Source organism: Okeania sp. KiyG1 (assembly GCF_014132355.1).
GTDB lineage: Bacteria > Cyanobacteriota > Cyanobacteriia > Cyanobacteriales > Microcoleaceae > Okeania.
In genome coordinates, this window is the sequence record NZ_BLZO01000094.1 from 75,931 (window position 1) to 94,213 (window position 18,283).

Genomic DNA, 18,283 nt, shown 5'->3' on the forward strand with positions numbered 1-18,283 from the left:
AACCTTCTCCCTTTAAACCTTTCTTTTCCTTCTGCCTTCTTCCTTCTTCCTTCTTCCTTATTAAAAATGTCAAAAAAACAAAAGTTTCCTCATCTTGTTGGTTCAAAATGGACAGCCAATCAAAAAACTTGGGGATGGCGACATTTCCAAGTAGTAAATCGTAAAAATCAAGGTCAATGGGTATTTGCTGAAATGGTAGCATCCTGTGACTCTAGTGTGAGATTTTGGTTAAATGCTAAACAACTCAAAGACCGCTCTCTTTGGAAACCTGGATGGCAATCAACACAAGAATTAGAAGCCATTGAATAATTAATAATTAATTATTAATTATTAATTATTACCTCTCCTTGAAATTCGTATTACTTCTTACTTATTACTTTTGAATTTTGACTTATAAAGGAGAGACTTTAAATCTTAATTATTTGATAAGTAGCACAATTTTTGTATTTCATATTACTTCTTATTTTTTACTTTTTACTTTTGACTTTTTAATTTTAACTTATAAAGGAGAGGCTTTAAACCTTAATTATTCGATAAAAATGGATTATGAACATCTCAAAAAAGCAATTCAATTATTAACAAATGCCACCCAAAAATTAGAAGATATTGTCAGTGAAAAATCGACAAATCAAGCTAATAATCAAACAGTTGAATTTGCTCAAGAAACTATCAAAAAAGCTATGGCAGAAATCTCTGCTGCCATTAATCCTCCTATCATAAATCATATACCAGATGAATTTTTAGCTAAAGCAGAAAGTTTAGGTATTCCCTTAGATGATATTGAGGTTATAGTCGCTATTTCTGAACATCATCCTAGTCAATTATTAGGTGTATTAACAGAAATTGAAAATCGAGCTGAAAATATCAGACGTAGACGAGAATATTTTCTCCTACGATTACCAGAAATGCCAATAGAAAAATTAGGTTCTCGACTACCAGTTATCAAAGCTAGCGATTTGAATTGGCCGGAAGAACCGATTTCTCAAGAATATCGAGAGGCAATTAAAGCTAAATACAAAATTAATCGACTGATGAAAAAACGACCTTATTCTAGGGCAACAATTTTTGAAAAAATTAAACAGGCAGAGGCAGTTTTTGCCGAATCTCAAGCACGGGAAAATGAGTATGATTTAGATGAAGAAATTCCGTTTTAATTTTTCTATGTTTCCAGAAAAAAGGCAATATTAATGGATTTATATCAATTTTATGTGAGGCTGCACAGAATTATGAAATTTGTGAACTTGTCTATCTTAATCTACAGTAAACTCTGATTAAAAGATTATTCTATGCAACTTCATATTAATTTGGTATTAAACAGTTAAAATACTTCATTAAAAGAGTTAGCTAAAAGCGATAGGGTGTAGGTTTATCTAAACTTCAGCAACTAAGTAACCTTGATTATTCAATACAAGACTATCCTTTCTTTCAAAAAGAGTTTGAATGAACAACGGGCAATTCCGATAACAAAAAACGACTTCTTTTTTACCTAAAATACTGACACTGTTCAAAAACAAAGGTAATTCTGCTAATAGATATTTAACAGCAATTTATAACCGATAATCACTAAGGTCTGTTTGAGTTTCCACTACCTGCTTAGAAGTTTCGAGACAGTTTATTCTAAATTCACTATCATTAGCATATTTATCTTCATAAAATTTGAGTGCTGAGAGATAATTTGTGTTTTTGTTCAAATACCGAAAATCTAATATTAGTTCTTTGGCTTCATTTATTGATAGGTCTAATCCTGTTAAGGCTCTGAGACATTTATTTCTTAAATAATTAGCTTGCCTTTTAGCTTTTTTGGTAGCTTTAACTTCATCATATCCTAAAACCATTAGTGTATACACATAGGGTTCGTCTGGGATAAAAAAATTAAAACTCTTAAAATTATTCATCGCCCAGTTTGATAAAATCGCTATATTTTTCTGAAAAATAGCTATTAAACGGACTAATACCTAAAAGTACGTGTTCTCCTCGTTCATATAATAATTGGCAATTGCTGGTAATCGGATATACTTTAGTTATTAGTTCTAATTCCGTCATATTGATAGAAATTATTATGTTATATGAGGCATTCTTGGGTTTTAGAGCTGATTTATCAAGTAAATCTTAAATTAACTAATCCCTCGAACGTTAGATGAATCTAGTGCTGCTACCCGGAAGTTAAAAATAATGCATTTAAAAGTCAATCATTTTTGATTGGTAAGGCTTTTATACCAATTTTATATGAGGTTGCATAGAATGATGAAATTCATTAAATCGATCTATCTTTATCTACGCTTACCTACGGTCAATTATGCTTAAAATATTATTCTATGCAGCTTCATTTCAATTTGGTATTAGGATTTTGTAACTGGTTAGTTATTTCTGCCATCCTGCACTAGGTTTTTGCAATATAATAATTGTTGAAGATATCTTCTGGAATTTGTTGAATATCCACATTGATAAACCCTGCTTCATTTAACATTTTCAGTGCTTTTTGTTCCCCCCACATTGCACCAAGTCCTGCCCCATTTTGCCCTAATGAAACAGTCATGCAATGCATACAAGATGTTGTGTATAACCACGATCCTAAAGGGTTGTCCAGATTTTCGTGTAGATGACTTGATGCTGCTAAATCAACCATTAAAAAAGTTCCGTCAGGTTGAAGTGAATCAGCAATTAATTTCAAGACTTTAGCTGGTTGTGCCATATCGTGGATGACATCAAAAGCTGTAATTAGTGCGTATTTGTTTGGTTCATTGAAAGTTGTCAAATCTTGAACTTCTAAATTAACATTGGTTAAACCAAGAGATTGTGCTTTTTCTCTGGCAGCATTAATCCCATTTTCTAAAAAATCATAGCCTGTAAAACGACTGTTGGGAAAGGCTTTTGCCATGAGGTTAAGTACATGGCCATCCCCACAACCAATATCAAGAATATCAACACCTTGACGCATCTTTTCAACCACATCAGGTATCAAAGGTAGAATTTTTTGGGTTATGGTGGCGTCAAATCTATCTGCATTAATTTCAGCCCACAAGTTCATGAAGTCTGGGTAAGCAGAATAGGAAACGCCACCACCTTTGTGAAAATGATTAACAATAGCCTTTTGGACTGATGCCAGAAATGGAATAACCAGTGTCAACCGTGCCATGTTATTGGGTCCTGCAACCTTTGTGAGGACAGAAGCGTGTTCGGCGGATAAACTATAGGTATTGGTTGTGGGGTCATAGTCGATGATTTGCCCAACGACCATTGCTGCCAACCATTCACGGACATATCTTTCTTTTAACTCAGCCACTACAGCTATTTGTTCGCTAGTAGAAGGTGGCAAATTAGCCATAACTTCAAACAACCCAGTCTGATACCCAATACCGATCGTCAGACTTAGCATAGATCCATTTAGGATATCGAGCATTTTCTCAGAAAAGGCATTTACCTTTGCTTGGTCTAGATCATTCATTATTGTTTCCTCATTTCTGCTTTAGCATTCTAGTATTAAGTTGTCGTGTATCTAGATTTTATCATCTAAAAATAATAAAGTAGTTCATTAATGGATAATGGATAATGGATAATGGATAATTACCTCTGGTTAAAACCGCTCTTGATTGAATATAAGGAAATATTATTTCTTTTTTTCCCCTTGAAAGGGGAGGCTTTTAACCAGAATTATTTAATTAATAATTAATAATGATTAATTATTCGGTAAAAACCTGGAGTAAAAATGCTAGCGCTCAACTACCTTAGTTAGGAACAACGTCAAAATTTACTGATTTTTTTTTGAGAAAGTGAAAGTTCCCTTATTTAGAGATATAGCTAATACCATGTATGAAAAAAGAATGTTACGAATTAATTTGCACCATAAAAAGACTTTCAGATAAAGCCTGTTTCACGAAAAAGGTAATTTGCAACATCAAAAATGGTATTAAATATATCCCCAAGTGCATTCTAAATTCGCGCATTCGCGCATTAAAATAAATACCCTAACTATTTGTAGCAGACATTTATCAATTTGGTATAATACTATTTGCTAAAAATAACTTATTTTGTTGTTCATAAAGTTCAATCGCTTGACTATAAGCTGACTCCATTGCCTGTAATTTTTGAATCTATCCATGAGAATTTTTAATATTTAATACCATGCATGAAAAAAGAATGTTACGAATTAATTTGCAGCATAAAAAGACTTTCAGATAAAGTCTGTTTCACGAAAAAGGTAATTTTAAACATCAAAAATGGTATTAAATATATCCATTATGCATTCTAAATTCGCGCATTCGCGCATTAGAATAAATACCCTAACTATTTGTAGCAAACATTTATCAATTTGGTATAACAACACCCACCCTAAATTATGATAAGCTTCTGCATAAAAAGAACATATTCCATATTTGAAGCCTCCTTATTGCAGAGGTACTGATAACTGATAACTGATAACTGATAACTGAAATTACCACTTTTTTTATTAGCTAAAATCCAGTTTTTTAATCCTAATGCAAAAGCAGAATTACTATCTATTTTTAAGGAGCGATCGCATACTATTAATGCTTCTTTCCATCTAGATAATTTTGCTAAACTCCAAGCATAGTTAGCCTGTATCCAAGATTCTTCTGGAGATAAATTTACAGCTTTTTCTAACTGTTGAACTGCCTCTGCCCAATTCTCTAGACGACAATTAATTAATCCCAAAACTCCATAACCTCTACCATCATTGGGATTAATTTTAATAGCTCGCTCGGCAGCCAAAATAGCTTGGCGATAGTCAATATAAACTAATATCATTGCCAGTTCTACAGCAGCAATACCATTATCAGATTCTTTTAACAAACATTGTTGATAAGCAGTGACTGCTTCTGTCAAATTTCCTTGTTTTAAAATCTGTCTAGCTTGCCTTAACTCTTGAGAAACAAACTTACCTTTCAGTGCATCAATTAATTCCTCAGCACTTTGAAAACGTTCCTCTATTTCCATCTTCATTCCTGTTAAAATAATTTGTTCTATCTGGGGACAAATTGATGGTTCTATTTGACATGGAGAAATCAAAGTTTCTGAACTTAATCTACCAGGTGATGCTACTGGTAATTTACCTGTTAAAGCATGATAAATTGAAGCACAAACAGCATATAAATCTGTACTAGCATTGGGTTTACCGAAGTTAGTATATTGTTCTATTGGTGCATATCCAGGTGTCAGCATAGAAGTCATTTTATTCGTGAGACCTGCCAAAAATTCTCTGGCGGAACCAAAATCAATGAGGATAGCTTTATCTAGGGAATTAATAATAATATTATCTGGTTTAATATCGCGATGTAGGAAGTTATTGGCATGAACCAATTGTAAAGCTTCGGCAATTTGAATAAAATATTTTTTGACAATATTTTCTGGCAGTTTACCTTTTTCTTGCAAAATTTTAGATAGGGGTTTACCTTTGACAAACTCCATTACTAAATAAGCTGTATTGTGAGCCTCAAACCAATTAATGACTCTGACAATATTGGGATGGATACATTTTTGTAAATATTCTGCTTCTGTCTTAAATTTTTGGATTTGTTCCTGCTTAATTTTGGCAGTAATAGAGGGAGGCCAAATAATATTTATGCCATGTCTCAGAAATTTATCTGGGCAAAGTTCTTTAATCGCAACATCGGTAAAATTTTCTAAATCAGTTGCTTTGTAAGTAATGCCAAAACCACCCTCACCTAATGTTTTTTCTATTCTATATTTACCTTGCTGAAGTAAAGTGCCACTAGGAAGTTGATATCCTACTGAATTTATATTAGTTAAAGGGAAACCACAAGCGCGACAGGTAATGGCAGTATCAGAATTTTCTGCGCCACAAACTGGGCAGTTTATCGACATTTTTTTATCCTTATTTTGCTGGAGAAGGAAGAGGGAAGAAGGAAGAAAGAAGAGGGAAGAGGGAAGAGGGAAGAAAGAAGAAGGAAGGAAGAAGAAAAAATGACCTTTTTATCAGAGTTTTAAAAAAGAATCTTACTAATAATAAGGGCGTTCATTAATTGATAATTGATAATGGATAATTGATAATTACCTCTGGTTAAAACCGTTACGGAATTGAATATAAGAAAATATCCTAGAACTTTTCTCTTGGTCGATTGGATATGGTTAGGAAACCCATCCATCCCTCGACCGCTTTTTCCCCTTAAAAGGGGAGGCTTCAAGGCGCGAATTATTTAATTATTAATTATTCGGTAAGGGCGAATAGCCATTCGCCCCTACTTTACAGCTCCTGACTCCTAAATTAAATATATAAATTAAATATACAGGACTTACGCAAATTGACTTTTAAACCACCATCTGTAGGGTGCATCTCAATGCGTGAATAAAGCAAAAAATTTATCGCTTTTAGGGAACAGGGAACAGGGAACAGGGAACAGGGAACAGGGAACAGGGAATATATAGGAAAAAAGTATTTTTGCAAATATGAGATGCACCCCATCTGTAGGGGGAAATAGTATTCTCGATCGCTATATATATATAGAGTCTCTGCGTAAGTCCTGATATATTTAAACAATCAGAAATAGTAATCGAATTTTACCTATAGCAATTTCATCTCCTGAGTTTAATATTTCTGGTTTATTCATCCGGTATCCAAACCTAGTTTTACCCATAGGTTTAATATAAATACCATGAGTAGAACCCATGTCTTTTATCTGCCATTGATTATTTTCAAAATAGATTTCTGCATGGGTAGAAGAAACTGTTTCATCTCCATAAAATCCATCTAAATCAATTTCTACAGGACCGATATTCGGGTCAAATTTACCAATCAGAGCATTGTTACTATCGATAATAAATTCTGGTACGGGCGAACCTACTTGTTTTGGAATAAGTTTAGCAATTGTGCCAGTAATTACAGTAGGATTAGCAGAGTTTGTAGGTAAAATATTTGCTTTTTTAGCAGTTTCTAGAGTTGGAGGTAAGCTAGTTTGAATATTTGTATGAACTGGTGCAGTGACAGGATTATTGTTAATATTTTGATTAATACTTTGATGAAAATTTACTGGTTGTTCATCTGTTTGTAAAACAGTTTGTGTTTCTCCCTCTTGAATTCCTTTTTCTGTAGCCTCAAACAAAGTGATTGATGGTTGTATTTCTGAACCACAAACTTCGCAAAATTGATTTTTGTCAGAATTTCTATCGTAGAAACATACATTACAATTAATAGCCATAATTATCCTCAAAAATAAATTTAGGTAGTGGTGCAAACTTCAATAATTTAGAATTTAGAATTTAGAATTTAGAATTACTTCTTCTTGAAAACGGAATTGATTGACTAATCATGAAAATCTTTTCTCTCTTGGTCAATTGGATATGGCGAGGAGACCCGCTCTTATCAGAGCCGCTCCGCTTTATATGTTGCGGAGCAAAACGCCATCCCACCCTACGGGAAGCTGTGCTACGACCGCTTGTTTCTCCTTTAAAGGAGAGGCTTTAAACCTTAATTATTCGGTAATGGTAGAGGGAGTAGGAGAGTAGGGGCGAATGGCATTCACCCGTACAGGAGTAGGGGAGACCTGCAGTGGAAAAAACTCTGAGTAGGAAAGAAACCTAAATACATTAATTTAGAATTTAGAATTTAGAATTTAGAATTACCTTTCCTTGAAAAGAAGAGGATTGAATCAAAGGAAAAATTTTTCTTGTTTCTCCTTTAAAGGAGAGGCTTTAAACCTTAATTATTCGGTAATGGTAGAGGGAGTAGGAGAGTAGGGGCGAATGGCATTCGCCCGTACAGGAGTAGGGGAGACCTGCAGTGGAAAAAACTCTGAGTAGGAAAGAAACCTAAATACATTTTCTCTCTTTTAATTCGAGCTGAGGTAATAATAGCTAACTAGATAATTTGTCCCCTGTTCAATCAATACTATTACGGTTGCACCGACTGCCAATTGATTTTAATTCCCTTCAGGACTTACACACGGGCGCTAAATTTAGTGAGCGCCAATGCCATTCGCCCCTACAGATGGCATTTTCAAGGTTAATTTGTGTAAGTCCTGTCCCTTTCTACAACATAATTTTTAATTTGATGTTTTTGTTTAGTAACAGTCTTGAGCTAACTACCTTCTTCCTTTTTGTCCCTTCATTCTTTCTTTAAAAAGCATTCAGCTTTTTAGGCTGATAGCTGATAGCTAATAGCTGATAGCTAGTTAAGAAAAATCTAAGGGGGGTAAGGCACCAATTTTTGGTTCTATATCAGATAAGTCTGGATAAATAAGTTGAGGAATTTCTTGATTTCCTGATTCTTTGAGACTGTTAATATTTTGATGATTAATTTTAGGTAAATCTAGAAGAATATTACTATCTCTATATCCTTCTTTGATATCTTGAATCCATGTTTTGATAATTATTTGTAGGTACATATCATTAATATGACAGCTACTTTTACTTTGTAGTTCATTTCTAATTTTATTGCACACTATAGGGGTAAAAAAACTGGCAGGCTGATTTTCATAATATTGTTCTAAATCTAAAGTATATCTAGATATTTGATTAGTATTTTTGTTTGTAAGAGTCAAAGAATATTTTACCATAATAATTCTAACTAATTCAGGCTAACTGTATCTATATTCCATTTTTTATCTGTAGAATTCCAAACTAAAAATAACTCCAGAGATTGAGCAATATTTTCTCCTGATTTTTTTGTATATTTTACCAGAATATTTACTGTAGCCGTGTCTGTACTTGTGCTGACCTGCTTAACATCTTGAATAGCAATATTACTAATTCCTGTCCACCAATCATAATAGGAATTATAACCATCTGGATGTAGTTGTTGATTATCTTGAAAACTTGTTGATAGTTGATTCCAAGCTTGCTCATATTTACCTTGATTAAGATTAGAGTAGTAATTTTTTACTGCTGTTTCACTAGAAGTTTTAGAGCTAGATTCTTGAGGTGTCGTTTCTGATTTTGGCGTTGATGAAGTTTCGTCTATATTAACTGTAGAAGGTTCTGGTGTTGGTAAATCTCCTAAATTCATTTCTAGGTTAAATTCTGTAGATTCACTAGGACTAGAAACTTGCACAATATATTCTCCTGTTAAGGGCAAGTCAATAGACATTTGTTCTCCAGAAATTGGTGAATCACTCTGTTCAGCGATGATTAATTCTCGACGTTGTAATAGTTTCGTATCTGGAGAAAATATCCAAATACAAACATTGCTAGTAATTCTATAGTTAAAGTCTTTGCCCCTTCTGGCATAGAATTTATAACTAAGTTGTTTTTCAGAGTTAACAGTATCAGATATAGTAATAATATTTTCAGTTAAAGATAAAGATTTAGCATCTGTTTTATCCAGACGAATTATTGGTTTTTGTGGGCATTCTACAAAGGTAGGAGTGGGCGATGTGCTAGACAAGTCTAATTGATTTTCAGCAGTAGATAAGTCACTGCACCCACAGATGATTGAAACCGTCAAATATAGTAGTAATTTTTTCATATAATTATTTGTGCATAGATTGCATAAAATAGATTAGTAAAAAATCAGATTTGCTGTTTTGATTTAATAGGCTTAATTAGCAGTAAATGATTAATTTTGATTAGCTTGCTTTATCTAAGTTCAAACATAAATTATCTGACTATTTTAGTTTTAGTTCTGCTAGATTAATTGAAGCATAAATCTGGTAGATTGTAATAATTTTTGTTGCCAGACACAGTAGTGGGAGCATCTTGCTCCCTTACTCGTATCTTGCTCCCTTACTCGTATCTTGCTCCCTTACTCGTATCTTGCTCCCTTACTCGTATCTTGCTCCCTTACTCGTATCTTGCTCCCTTACTCGTATCTTGCTCCCTTACTCGTATCTTGCTCCCTTACTCGTATCTTGCTCCCTTACTCGTATCTTGCTCCCTTACTCGTATCTTGCTCCCTTACTCGTATCTTGCTCCCTTACTCGTATCTTGCTCCCTTACTCGTATCTTGCTCCCTTACTCGTATCTTGCTCCCTTACTCGTATCTTGCTCCCTTACTCGTATCTTGCTCCCATGAAGCACCGTTGTTCATCTACATATCCGGACTTACGCACGAGGCACGAAAAAGTAGCGTTTGAGATTGCTTTCCGTTCCGGAATGCTCCGCAAACCCTATCGGTCGCTGCGGACAGAAATACGTTCTACTGGATAAGTCCTACATATCAGGACTTACGCACGGACACTAAATCCAGTGAGGGCGAATGCCATTCGCCCCTACATATGGCGTTTTAAAGATGAATTTGCGTAAGTCCTGATATATCATTACCATGCAGAACTACCGGGAGTAGAAAAGAAGAAAAACAGCCGTACCTCAGTAACTTGAAAAACGCTATATCTAAAATTGCTTGGCGTTTGTAGACACGGGTAGTCCTGCTCGCATAATGGTAGATGCTAGATGGGAATGAACAACACCACTTTCAGGGAGCAAGATACAATTAATAATTAATAATTAATAATTAATAATTAATAATGGCTTTGTTGCATGAAAGTATATAGCTGCCGCACTTGCTCCAGATATGTACTTCATAATGTGCGGAAACAGCTATAACTATTGGACAATAGATAATATAGAACATCAATATTTTACAGAAAAAGGTTGAAACTTTTACCAGTAAAGGCTTTGAAATTTAATCAGCATAGTAATAACTATTGGACAATAGATAATATAGAAGAGCAATAATCGCGATCGCTATCTTTCGCGAATCAGCACAGCAATAACTATTGGACAATAAATAATATAGAAGAGCAATATTTTCCAGAAAAAGGTTGAAACTTTTACCAGTAAAGGCTTTGAAATTTAATCAGCATAGTAATAACTATTGGACAATAGATAATATAGAAGAGCAATAATCGCGATCGCTATCTTTCGCGAATCAGCACAGCAATAACTATTGGACAATAGATAATATAGAAGAGCAATATTTTCCAGAAAAAGGTTGAAACTTTGACCAGTAAAGGCTTTGAAATTTAATCAGCACAGCAATAACTATTGGACAATAGATAATATAGAAGAGCAATAATCGCGATCGCTATCTTTCGCGAATCAGCACAGCAATAACTATTGGACAATAAATAATATAGAAGAGCAATATTTTCCAGAAAAAGGTTGAAACTTTGACCAGTAAAGGCTTTGAAATTTAATCAGCATAGTAATAACTATTGGACAATAGATAATATAGAAGAGCAATAATCGCGATCGCTATCCTTCGCGAATCAGCACAGCAATAACTATTGGACAATAGATAATATAGAAGAGCAATATTTTCCAGAAAAAGGTTGAAACTTTGACCAGTAAAGGCTTTGAAATTTAATCAGCACAGCAATAACTATTGGACAATAGATAATATAGAAGAGCAATAATCGCGATCGCTATCCTTCGCGAATCAGCACAGCAATAACTATTGGACAATAGATAATATAGAAGAGCAATATTTTCCAGAAAAAGGTTGAAACTTTGACCAGTAAAGGCTTTGAAATTTAATCAGCACAGCAATAACTATTGGACAATAGATAATATAGAAGAGCAATAATCGCGATCGCTATCTTTCGCGAATCAGCACAGCAATAACTATTGGACAATAAATAATATAGAAGAGCAATATTTTCCAGAAAAAGGTTGAAACTTTTACCAGTAAAGGCTTTGAAATTTAATCAGCATAGTAATAACTATTGGACAATAGATAATATAGAAGAGCAATAATCGCGATCGCTATCTTTCGCGAATCAGCACAGCAATAACTATTGGACAATAAATAATATAGAAGAGCAATATTTTCCAGAAAAAGGTTGAAACTTTTACCAGTAAAGGCTTTGAAATTTAATCAGCATAGTAATAACTATTGGACAATAGATAATATAGAAGAGCAATAATCGCGATCGCTATCCTTCGCGAATCAGCACAGCAATAACTATTGGACAATAGATAATATAGAAGAGCAATATTTTCCAGAAAAAGGTTGAAACTTTGACCAGTAAAGGCTTTGAAATTTAATCAGCACAGCAATAACTATTGGACAATAGATAATATAGAAGAGCAATAATCGCGATCGCTATCTTTCGCGAATCAGCACAGCAATAACTATTGGACAATAGATAATATAGAAGAGCAATATTTTCCAGAAAAAGGTTGAAACTTTTACCTGTAAAAGCTTTGAAATTTAATCAGCACAGCAATAACTATTGGACAATAGATAATATAGAAGAGCAATATTGATTGACTAATCATGAAAATTTTTTCTTGTTTCTCCTTTAAAAGAGGAGACTTTAAACCTTAATTATTCGGTAAGGGAACAAGATGCTCCCACTGTTTTTGTCCTTGACCAAAATAATTACAATAGACCAAAATTACAATGCACCAGCATCTAGACAAGTCACTTGTCGAAAACTCTCTTCATCCACTTTTCCCTTTTTCTTTGCTATAAGATATAGCAGTAGCATTACTATATTTGACTTATGGAATAGTTTAAACAACCTAATATTATTTAATCTTCTATCCTAGATAACTAAAGCCTTCCTCCTTCCTCCTCCTTCCTTAATTTGACTTATGGAACATCTAAAACAACGAAATATCAACCTTCTTCCTTCTTCCTTCTTCCCTCTTCCTCCTTCCTTCCACTATGTCTCAAAACTTCAGAAATATGGGTTTAGACTAATTCTGGCACTGTGCATCTGTTTATTATCAATATTTTTATTCTCTCCCGTCCTAGCAGAAGATGCAACAAACGTAAAAGCTCCGGTAGTATTAGATGGTCGAGAGCTTATAGAAGTTGGCCCTTTGGAAAAAGTGACAGCCCAAGAGAGAGCGGAATTAATCACATCAACTCTAAAATCAGCCTTAGCTGAGAGTATTCAACGAGGAAAACCACCACAGATAAAAGTAGTTCGCTCTAATCAAGAAGTAGTATTAAACATCGATAGTCGTCCCTTAGTGCAGGTGACAGAAGCAGATGTCCTCAACTCCATGTACTCAGAAATTCAAGTCCAAATGTGGCAGGAAAAACTCCAGCAGGGTTTAAATCAAAGTTGGCGGGAACGCACGCCAGCTTATACCCGTTGGGCAATCAAAAAGCTGATAATTGCCTTTTTGATTACTCTGTTACTTCAGGGGGGACTCGTATTACTATTTCGTTACATTCAACGCCAGAAGCTCCAAAATCCTCAGAAACGCTGGAACTCCCTACAACTATTAGGTTTACTATTATTGCAAGTGGGAGTATGGGCAACATTTATCAAGTATGGAATTCAACTATTTCCCATAACTAGAGCTTGGTTTTATGAAGCTTTCAAACTTCTAGACAGTACATTTAATTCCAGAATGTTTCAACTGGGAGAAGAAAGCATTTCCCTGAGCAGAATATTAGCGATCGCCTTAACCATAGTCGCACTTTGGGTAGTGGTAAGCTGGTTTGTGAGTATTCTCAAATCTCGCTTCCTACCCCTCACAGAAGCAGACCGCAGTCATCAAGACACGATCGCTTTTTTTGTTCAATACGGACTACTTTCTATAGGAGCGGTCTTAATTCTCAATGCTGGAGGAGTAGACTTTCAGTCTCTAGCTATTTTGCTTGGAGCGCTCGGAGTAGGAATTGGTTTTGGATTACAAAATATTGTTAAAGACTTCGTCTGTGGGTTAATTTTGATTGTTGCTCGTCCGGTCAAAGTTGGAGAATTAGTTCAAGTTGGAGAATTTCAAGGTTTAGTCCAACGCATCGGTGCCAGAACAACTGATATTTCTAATATCGAACGCTACATTATTACCATTCCCAACTCTCGGTTTATTGAAGGGGAAGTCCTCAACTGGAACCGCAGTGGTATAACTAGGGTGAAAACTTATGTGAAAGTTCCTCATGGAACAGATATTGATTTTGTCTACAAAGTTTTGCTTGCTTCAGCTCAAGTAGAACATCCAGATATTCTCCGTCATCCACCCCCCAAAGTTAAATTTCGGGAATATGCAGAGGATGGGTTACAGTTTCGGGTAGTAGCTTTTATCCGCGACCCTCTCAAGCAACCGAAGGTGAGAACACACTTGTATAACCAGATAGAAAGATTTTTGCGAAAGTATGGAGTAGAAGTAGCTCGTCCTCAACAAGACTTACATCTCAAAGACCTCGACCCAGAAATCTATGCTTGGTTGCGGTCACAAACTTCTGTAGAGCATCGACTTCAAGCTCAAGAAACTCCTTCTATCGAACCACCTGCTATCAAAGAAGAGTACGACTGGGAAGCGATCGCCAATGCGATGCGTGGAGCTAACGGAGTTTCTATCAAAGACCGCAAATTTCAATTTAAGAAATTTGAAAATGTCTTTTTTGGGTCGGATGCAGTAGAGTGGTTAATGATTCACGAACGAGCTACTAGAGAAGAAGCTATTTTAATGGGTCAATTAATGTTAGAACAGGGGATAATTCACCATGTTTTAGACGAACATAATTTTAAAGATGAGCCTCTGTTTTATCGCTTTTATAATGATGAGATTGAAAGTAATCTTAGCACTAATTCTCAGATGAAAGAGAATAGTCAACGGGAAACCGATCCAGATGCTAGGGGAATTGATTTAGAGCCACAAAATAATTCTGATGAATAGCACAATTGTAGGGACGGGTTTAGCCGAAAGCCTTGATATTTCTGTAGTCCTAAAAACCTGCCCTCTAATACCATTTCTCACGCAAGAATGCTATGTATGATTGGGTGGGGACCCACCCTCGCCCCTCCCTCCCAGGAGGAAGTGTGGGAAGTGTGGGAGGTGTGGGGAGAGGTTAAAAGTAGGAAAAATCTATACTAACCGACTAATAATTGTCAAAAAAAGACTTTGAATCTTGGTAAATATTTGACTGTTGAAGTATAACTGAAGTATAGCATTACTGTTGGGAATTGGTATCATACCATTTCTCAAAAGTTTTGCTACATCTCCTTGGAAGTAGGGAGTAGGGAGTAGGGTTAAAAGGCATAAGATATTTTGGATTAATGCCGATAATCCTCTACATTCATTACTGAATCATTATTATTACTTAATAACTGAAGTTCATCGGAAGTATAGCATTATTTTTGGGAATTGGTATAAATAGGATTTGCTGAAAAAAGCAAAGTGTGGGGAGGGTGGGAAGACAGAGAAAGTAGGAGGAATAATTGTTCGAGAGATTTTTCTGCCCCCTCACCCAAAAATTCTCACTTTATTGAGGGTAAGTGAATTGAAATAGGCGTACTTTTTTCGATTATAAAAAGGCTAAAACTTTTATTGACAAGTACTTTGATATTTAATCAGCAAGCCCTAAATAATTTCTTTAAATTTTTGCACTATATTTTTAACTACTTGTTTCTTTCGATTCATTTGTTTGACTTTCTCATAAGTTTTATTGAATGTTTGAATACAGAGATTCAAGCGTTGATTAAATTCATCTATACTCATTTTTTCTACATATTCAAATAATTCATTGCTATCTCTAAACTCGGTATAGTCTAAAAAACTATTTTTTTCAAAATCTTCATAAATCGTGCTATTTTTGCCCCCATAATAAATAGGAAGACAGCCACTGATGATAGAATCCCAAATTTTTTCCGTACAGTAGTAGTCAGCAATAGTATTTTCAAAACAGAGATTAAAATGATATTTTTGCAATATCTCTATTTTTCTTTCTTGCCATCTTCCTGAGCGAGAATTTTCTATAACAATATTTTCTTGCCATCCTTTGCCATAAATATCAATTTTATCTAACTGATAACCCTGTAAAGCAATTTTTTTCTTAATTCATATAAATCTAATTCCCGTCCATTACAAATCAAGGATGTATTCCAATTACAATTTTTGATTAAAGCTGCAATCTTTTTATGTTTTTCCCTAGCAAATTTTTCAACTTGATAATCTGGTATTTTACATATATTTTCTCGCCAAAAAAGTAATAATAATTCAAATAAATATCCCCCGTGTAAATGTTAATTATATGTACATCTACTCCTTTCCAGGATACTTTGTGATTAAAATGAGTATCAAACCTTGGTTCGTGAGTCCAAACTAGGTATTTTTTAGACGAACCATACTGAAGAATCAAAGGTTTTAATTTTTGAAAAAATCTAGTGACAAATACATCGCAATCTTCTTCTCTATCGCTAAACACCATTTCATCGCCAGCAAATTTTTCAACTTGCCGAATAAAAGGAGTACACTCCATATTATCTACTTTAAAAATTTCGATCATTTCTCTTTTTTTTCACCTACAATTGTAGTCTGGAAGCGCTAGTATGGTGAGCAAATATTGAGTTATATCATGTCTGGTTGAAAAGCGCTCTGCAAAAAAACTATCCTGTCTATAAAGAGTAAATCTCTCTCTACTTCCTATTCCCTACTCCCTATTTTCTGGAGATGTCTAATAAAAATCCTTTTATATTCTGACTCCTGACTCCTGACTCCTGACTCCTTCTTGATTATTTATATGCTAAAGTAAGCTATGTCTATTAAAACCGTATAGTTTGCAGGATTAATCAAACAACCAATGGCAACTGAAACAATCGTTTTATTATCAAAAAGAGAAATAGAAAAAATGCGTCGAGCAGGACGTTTAGCAGCAGAATTATTACATCATCTTGAACCTCTTGTCAAGCCAGGGGTAAGCACTCTAGAACTAGATGAAGAAGCAGAACGTTGGACGCAAGCTCATGGCGCTCGTAGCGCTCCCCTTGGTTATCATGGTTTTCCTAAGTCTATCTGTACGAGTATTAATGAGGTAGTTTGTCACGGTATTCCTAACAAAAAACAAATCTTAAAAGAGGGAGATATTATTAATATTGATGTGACTCCAATTCTTGATGGCTATCATGGGGATACTTCTAAAACTTTTTTCGTAGGTGAACCTTCTCCATTGGCTAAAAAATTAGTTGAAGTTACAGAAAAATCTATGTATTTAGGCATTGCTGAAGTTAAACCTGGAAATAAAATTGGGGATATTGGAGCTGCTATTCAAGAATATGCTGAAGCAGAAGGTTTTTCTGTAGTTAGAGATTTTGTTGGTCATGGTGTGAGTAATATTTTCCACACTGCACCACAAATTCCTCATTATGGTACTAGAGGAAAAGGGAAAAAGTTGCGGACTGGAATGGTATTTACTATTGAACCGATGATTAATGAAGGTACTTGGGAAGCAAAGGTGCTGGACGATGGTTGGACTGCTATTACTAAGGATGGTAAATTATCTGCACAATTTGAGCATACTGTTGCTGTTACTGAAACAGGGGTAGAAATATTAACTCAATATGAAGGCTAAATTCAACAATTAATAATTAATAATTAATAATTAATAATTACTTCTTCTTTTCAAGGAGAGGGTTGACTAATTATGAAAATTTTTTCTTGTTTCTCCTTTAAAGGAGAGGCTTTATATCATGTCCGAACGCAATCGTTTGTGTAAACCCAAGGGTGAATATCTACAGGAAATTTAGATTTTTTTCTTGCGAGGGTAGCCTTCTTCCCTCTTCCTTACCTTTGCTATACAATACCGATGCTACCGGACATGATATTAAACCTTAATTATTCGGTAAATTAGTAGTCCTAAAATTGTAAAGGCGCTTAAATGTGGGTAAGTAAAAGATAATATTCAAGCATCTTACTTGAGCAAGAGAAAAGAAAATTAAGTATTTCAAGCCTCCTGCTTTCCTAGGTCATGCGGCGCAAATAGTAGGAGGTACTGTTAACTATTAACTGATAACTGTTAACTGAAGTCCGCAGTTACGACCTTATGGGGCTAACTGATAACTGAAATGACCATCAACTAATAGCTGTTTGCGCAGCATTCCGCAGGAAATGCTTAAAATCATAGTTTTCATTGCCCTGATACTGTAGGTGGAAAATCTGATAATTGGTTTATTTCAGAAAGAATAATTTCTGGTTTATCTCTATACATCTGTAGTTGCCCAGTAATATAAACATATCCTCTACCTAAACCAAAGTAACGATTTTTTAATAGCTGTAATAATGGCTTCATTTCTTCAGTATTAGTATTTGGAATCCATAATTTTAAACGGTGGTCTTTAGTTCCATCATAAATTAAAGCACCATTATCTAACCACTTAGAAACTCCTCCCTGTAAATCATAGAAAACTGTTACATATTCTTCAGCTCTTGCTGCTGCTAAAATCTTGGGAAAATCTAATCTCACTTCTAGAACTCCAGAAGCTATTCCATAGGTACGATAATTATCTACAATGGAAGCTCTTAATGACCACCAAGGTACTAGCAAATTATAATTTCTTTTACGTTTACCTCGATTTATTTGAGGGTTCCAAACACCAAGATTATTAGCTTGAGCTTCTATTTCTGCAGCTATCAT

The 18,283-nt window shown here is 34.7% G+C and carries 12 protein-coding genes and 1 pseudogene; 4 read left to right on the top strand and 9 right to left on the bottom strand.

The window, feature by feature from the left end; genetic code table 11:
* Positions 1–66 precede the first annotated feature (66 nt).
* Together SAGCYANO_RS22975 and SAGCYANO_RS22980 are read left to right on the top strand one after the other, a co-directional pair.
* A complete protein-coding gene (locus tag SAGCYANO_RS22975) occupies positions 67–309 on the top strand; it encodes a TIGR02450 family Trp-rich protein (protein ID WP_202222197.1) in 243 nt (80 codons plus the stop codon).
* Positions 310–539: 230 nt separating this feature from the next.
* Positions 540–1,154 (top strand): hypothetical protein, encoded by a 615-nt coding sequence (locus tag SAGCYANO_RS22980; protein ID WP_202222284.1) that lies wholly within the window; start codon positions 540–542, stop codon positions 1,152–1,154.
* Between the two features lie 216 nt (positions 1,155–1,370).
* Here the strand turns inward: SAGCYANO_RS22980 and SAGCYANO_RS22990 are convergent.
* From SAGCYANO_RS22990 to SAGCYANO_RS23020, 6 genes and pseudogenes are all read right to left on the bottom strand, one after another.
* Positions 1,371–2,043: pseudogene (locus SAGCYANO_RS22990) on the bottom strand (tRNA-dependent cyclodipeptide synthase).
* Between the two features lie 337 nt (positions 2,044–2,380).
* Positions 2,381–3,445: a class I SAM-dependent methyltransferase gene (locus SAGCYANO_RS23000; RefSeq protein WP_202222201.1), complete on the bottom strand. Its 1,065-nt coding sequence runs from the start codon at positions 3,443–3,445 to the stop codon at positions 2,381–2,383.
* Positions 3,446–4,329: 884 nt separating this feature from the next.
* On the bottom strand, positions 4,330–5,841 hold the full coding sequence (locus SAGCYANO_RS23005; RefSeq protein WP_202222202.1) for a serine/threonine-protein kinase: 1,512 nt from the start codon (positions 5,839–5,841) through the stop codon (positions 4,330–4,332).
* A 665-nt stretch (positions 5,842–6,506) separates the two neighbouring features.
* On the bottom strand, positions 6,507–7,172 hold the full coding sequence (locus tag SAGCYANO_RS23010) for an FHA domain-containing protein (RefSeq protein ID WP_202222203.1): 666 nt from the start codon (positions 7,170–7,172) through the stop codon (positions 6,507–6,509).
* A 972-nt stretch (positions 7,173–8,144) separates the two neighbouring features.
* Complete coding sequence (locus SAGCYANO_RS23015; RefSeq protein ID WP_237396552.1) at positions 8,145–8,513, bottom strand: hypothetical protein; 369 nt, start codon at positions 8,511–8,513, stop codon at positions 8,145–8,147.
* Positions 8,514–8,539: 26 nt separating this feature from the next.
* Positions 8,540–9,436: a hypothetical protein gene (locus SAGCYANO_RS23020; protein ID WP_202222205.1), complete on the bottom strand. Its 897-nt coding sequence runs from the start codon at positions 9,434–9,436 to the stop codon at positions 8,540–8,542.
* Positions 9,437–12,507: 3,071 nt separating this feature from the next.
* On the opposite strand from SAGCYANO_RS23020, the gene SAGCYANO_RS23025 reads away from it, so the two are divergent.
* On the top strand, positions 12,508–14,550 hold the full coding sequence (locus SAGCYANO_RS23025) for a mechanosensitive ion channel domain-containing protein (RefSeq protein ID WP_202222206.1): 2,043 nt from the start codon (positions 12,508–12,510) through the stop codon (positions 14,548–14,550).
* A 684-nt stretch (positions 14,551–15,234) separates the two neighbouring features.
* Here the strand turns inward: SAGCYANO_RS23025 and SAGCYANO_RS23030 are convergent.
* Entirely contained in the window at positions 15,235–15,711 is a 477-nt protein-coding gene (locus tag SAGCYANO_RS23030; protein WP_202222285.1) for a glycosyltransferase family 10 domain-containing protein, read from the bottom strand.
* A 61-nt stretch (positions 15,712–15,772) separates the two neighbouring features.
* Entirely contained in the window at positions 15,773–16,159 is a 387-nt protein-coding gene (locus SAGCYANO_RS23035; RefSeq protein WP_202222207.1) for a hypothetical protein, read from the bottom strand.
* Positions 16,160–16,453: 294 nt separating this feature from the next.
* Between SAGCYANO_RS23035 and map the strand changes: the two genes are divergently transcribed.
* The gene (map, locus tag SAGCYANO_RS23040) at positions 16,454–17,221 is read left to right on the top strand and encodes a type I methionyl aminopeptidase (RefSeq protein WP_202222208.1); all 768 of its coding nucleotides are present in this window, start codon (positions 16,454–16,456) and stop codon (positions 17,219–17,221) included.
* 555 nt (positions 17,222–17,776) lie between these two features.
* On the opposite strand, the gene SAGCYANO_RS45395 is transcribed toward map, so the two are convergent.
* Positions 17,777–18,283 (bottom strand): hypothetical protein, encoded by a 507-nt coding sequence (locus SAGCYANO_RS45395; RefSeq protein WP_237396573.1) that lies wholly within the window; start codon positions 18,281–18,283, stop codon positions 17,777–17,779.

Excerpts from the sequence above, each read along its gene's own strand:
- SAGCYANO_RS22980 (WP_202222284.1), top strand. The coding sequence starts at position 540 with ATGGATTATGAACATCTCAAAAAAGCAATTCAATTATTAACAAATGCC.
- SAGCYANO_RS45395 (WP_237396573.1), bottom strand. The coding sequence starts at position 18,283 with ATGATAGCTGCAGAAATAGAAGCTCAAGCTAATAATCTTGGTGTTTGG.
- SAGCYANO_RS23010 (WP_202222203.1), bottom strand. The coding sequence starts at position 7,172 with ATGGCTATTAATTGTAATGTATGTTTCTACGATAGAAATTCTGACAAA.
- SAGCYANO_RS23025 (WP_202222206.1), top strand. The coding sequence starts at position 12,508 with ATGGAACATCTAAAACAACGAAATATCAACCTTCTTCCTTCTTCCTTC.
- SAGCYANO_RS23020 (WP_202222205.1), bottom strand. The coding sequence starts at position 9,436 with ATGAAAAAATTACTACTATATTTGACGGTTTCAATCATCTGTGGGTGC.
- SAGCYANO_RS23005 (WP_202222202.1), bottom strand. The coding sequence starts at position 5,841 with ATGTCGATAAACTGCCCAGTTTGTGGCGCAGAAAATTCTGATACTGCC.
- SAGCYANO_RS23000 (WP_202222201.1), bottom strand. The coding sequence starts at position 3,445 with ATGAATGATCTAGACCAAGCAAAGGTAAATGCCTTTTCTGAGAAAATG.
- SAGCYANO_RS22975 (WP_202222197.1), top strand. The coding sequence starts at position 67 with ATGTCAAAAAAACAAAAGTTTCCTCATCTTGTTGGTTCAAAATGGACA.
- map (WP_202222208.1), top strand. The coding sequence starts at position 16,454 with ATGGCAACTGAAACAATCGTTTTATTATCAAAAAGAGAAATAGAAAAA.
- SAGCYANO_RS23035 (WP_202222207.1), bottom strand. The coding sequence starts at position 16,159 with ATGATCGAAATTTTTAAAGTAGATAATATGGAGTGTACTCCTTTTATT.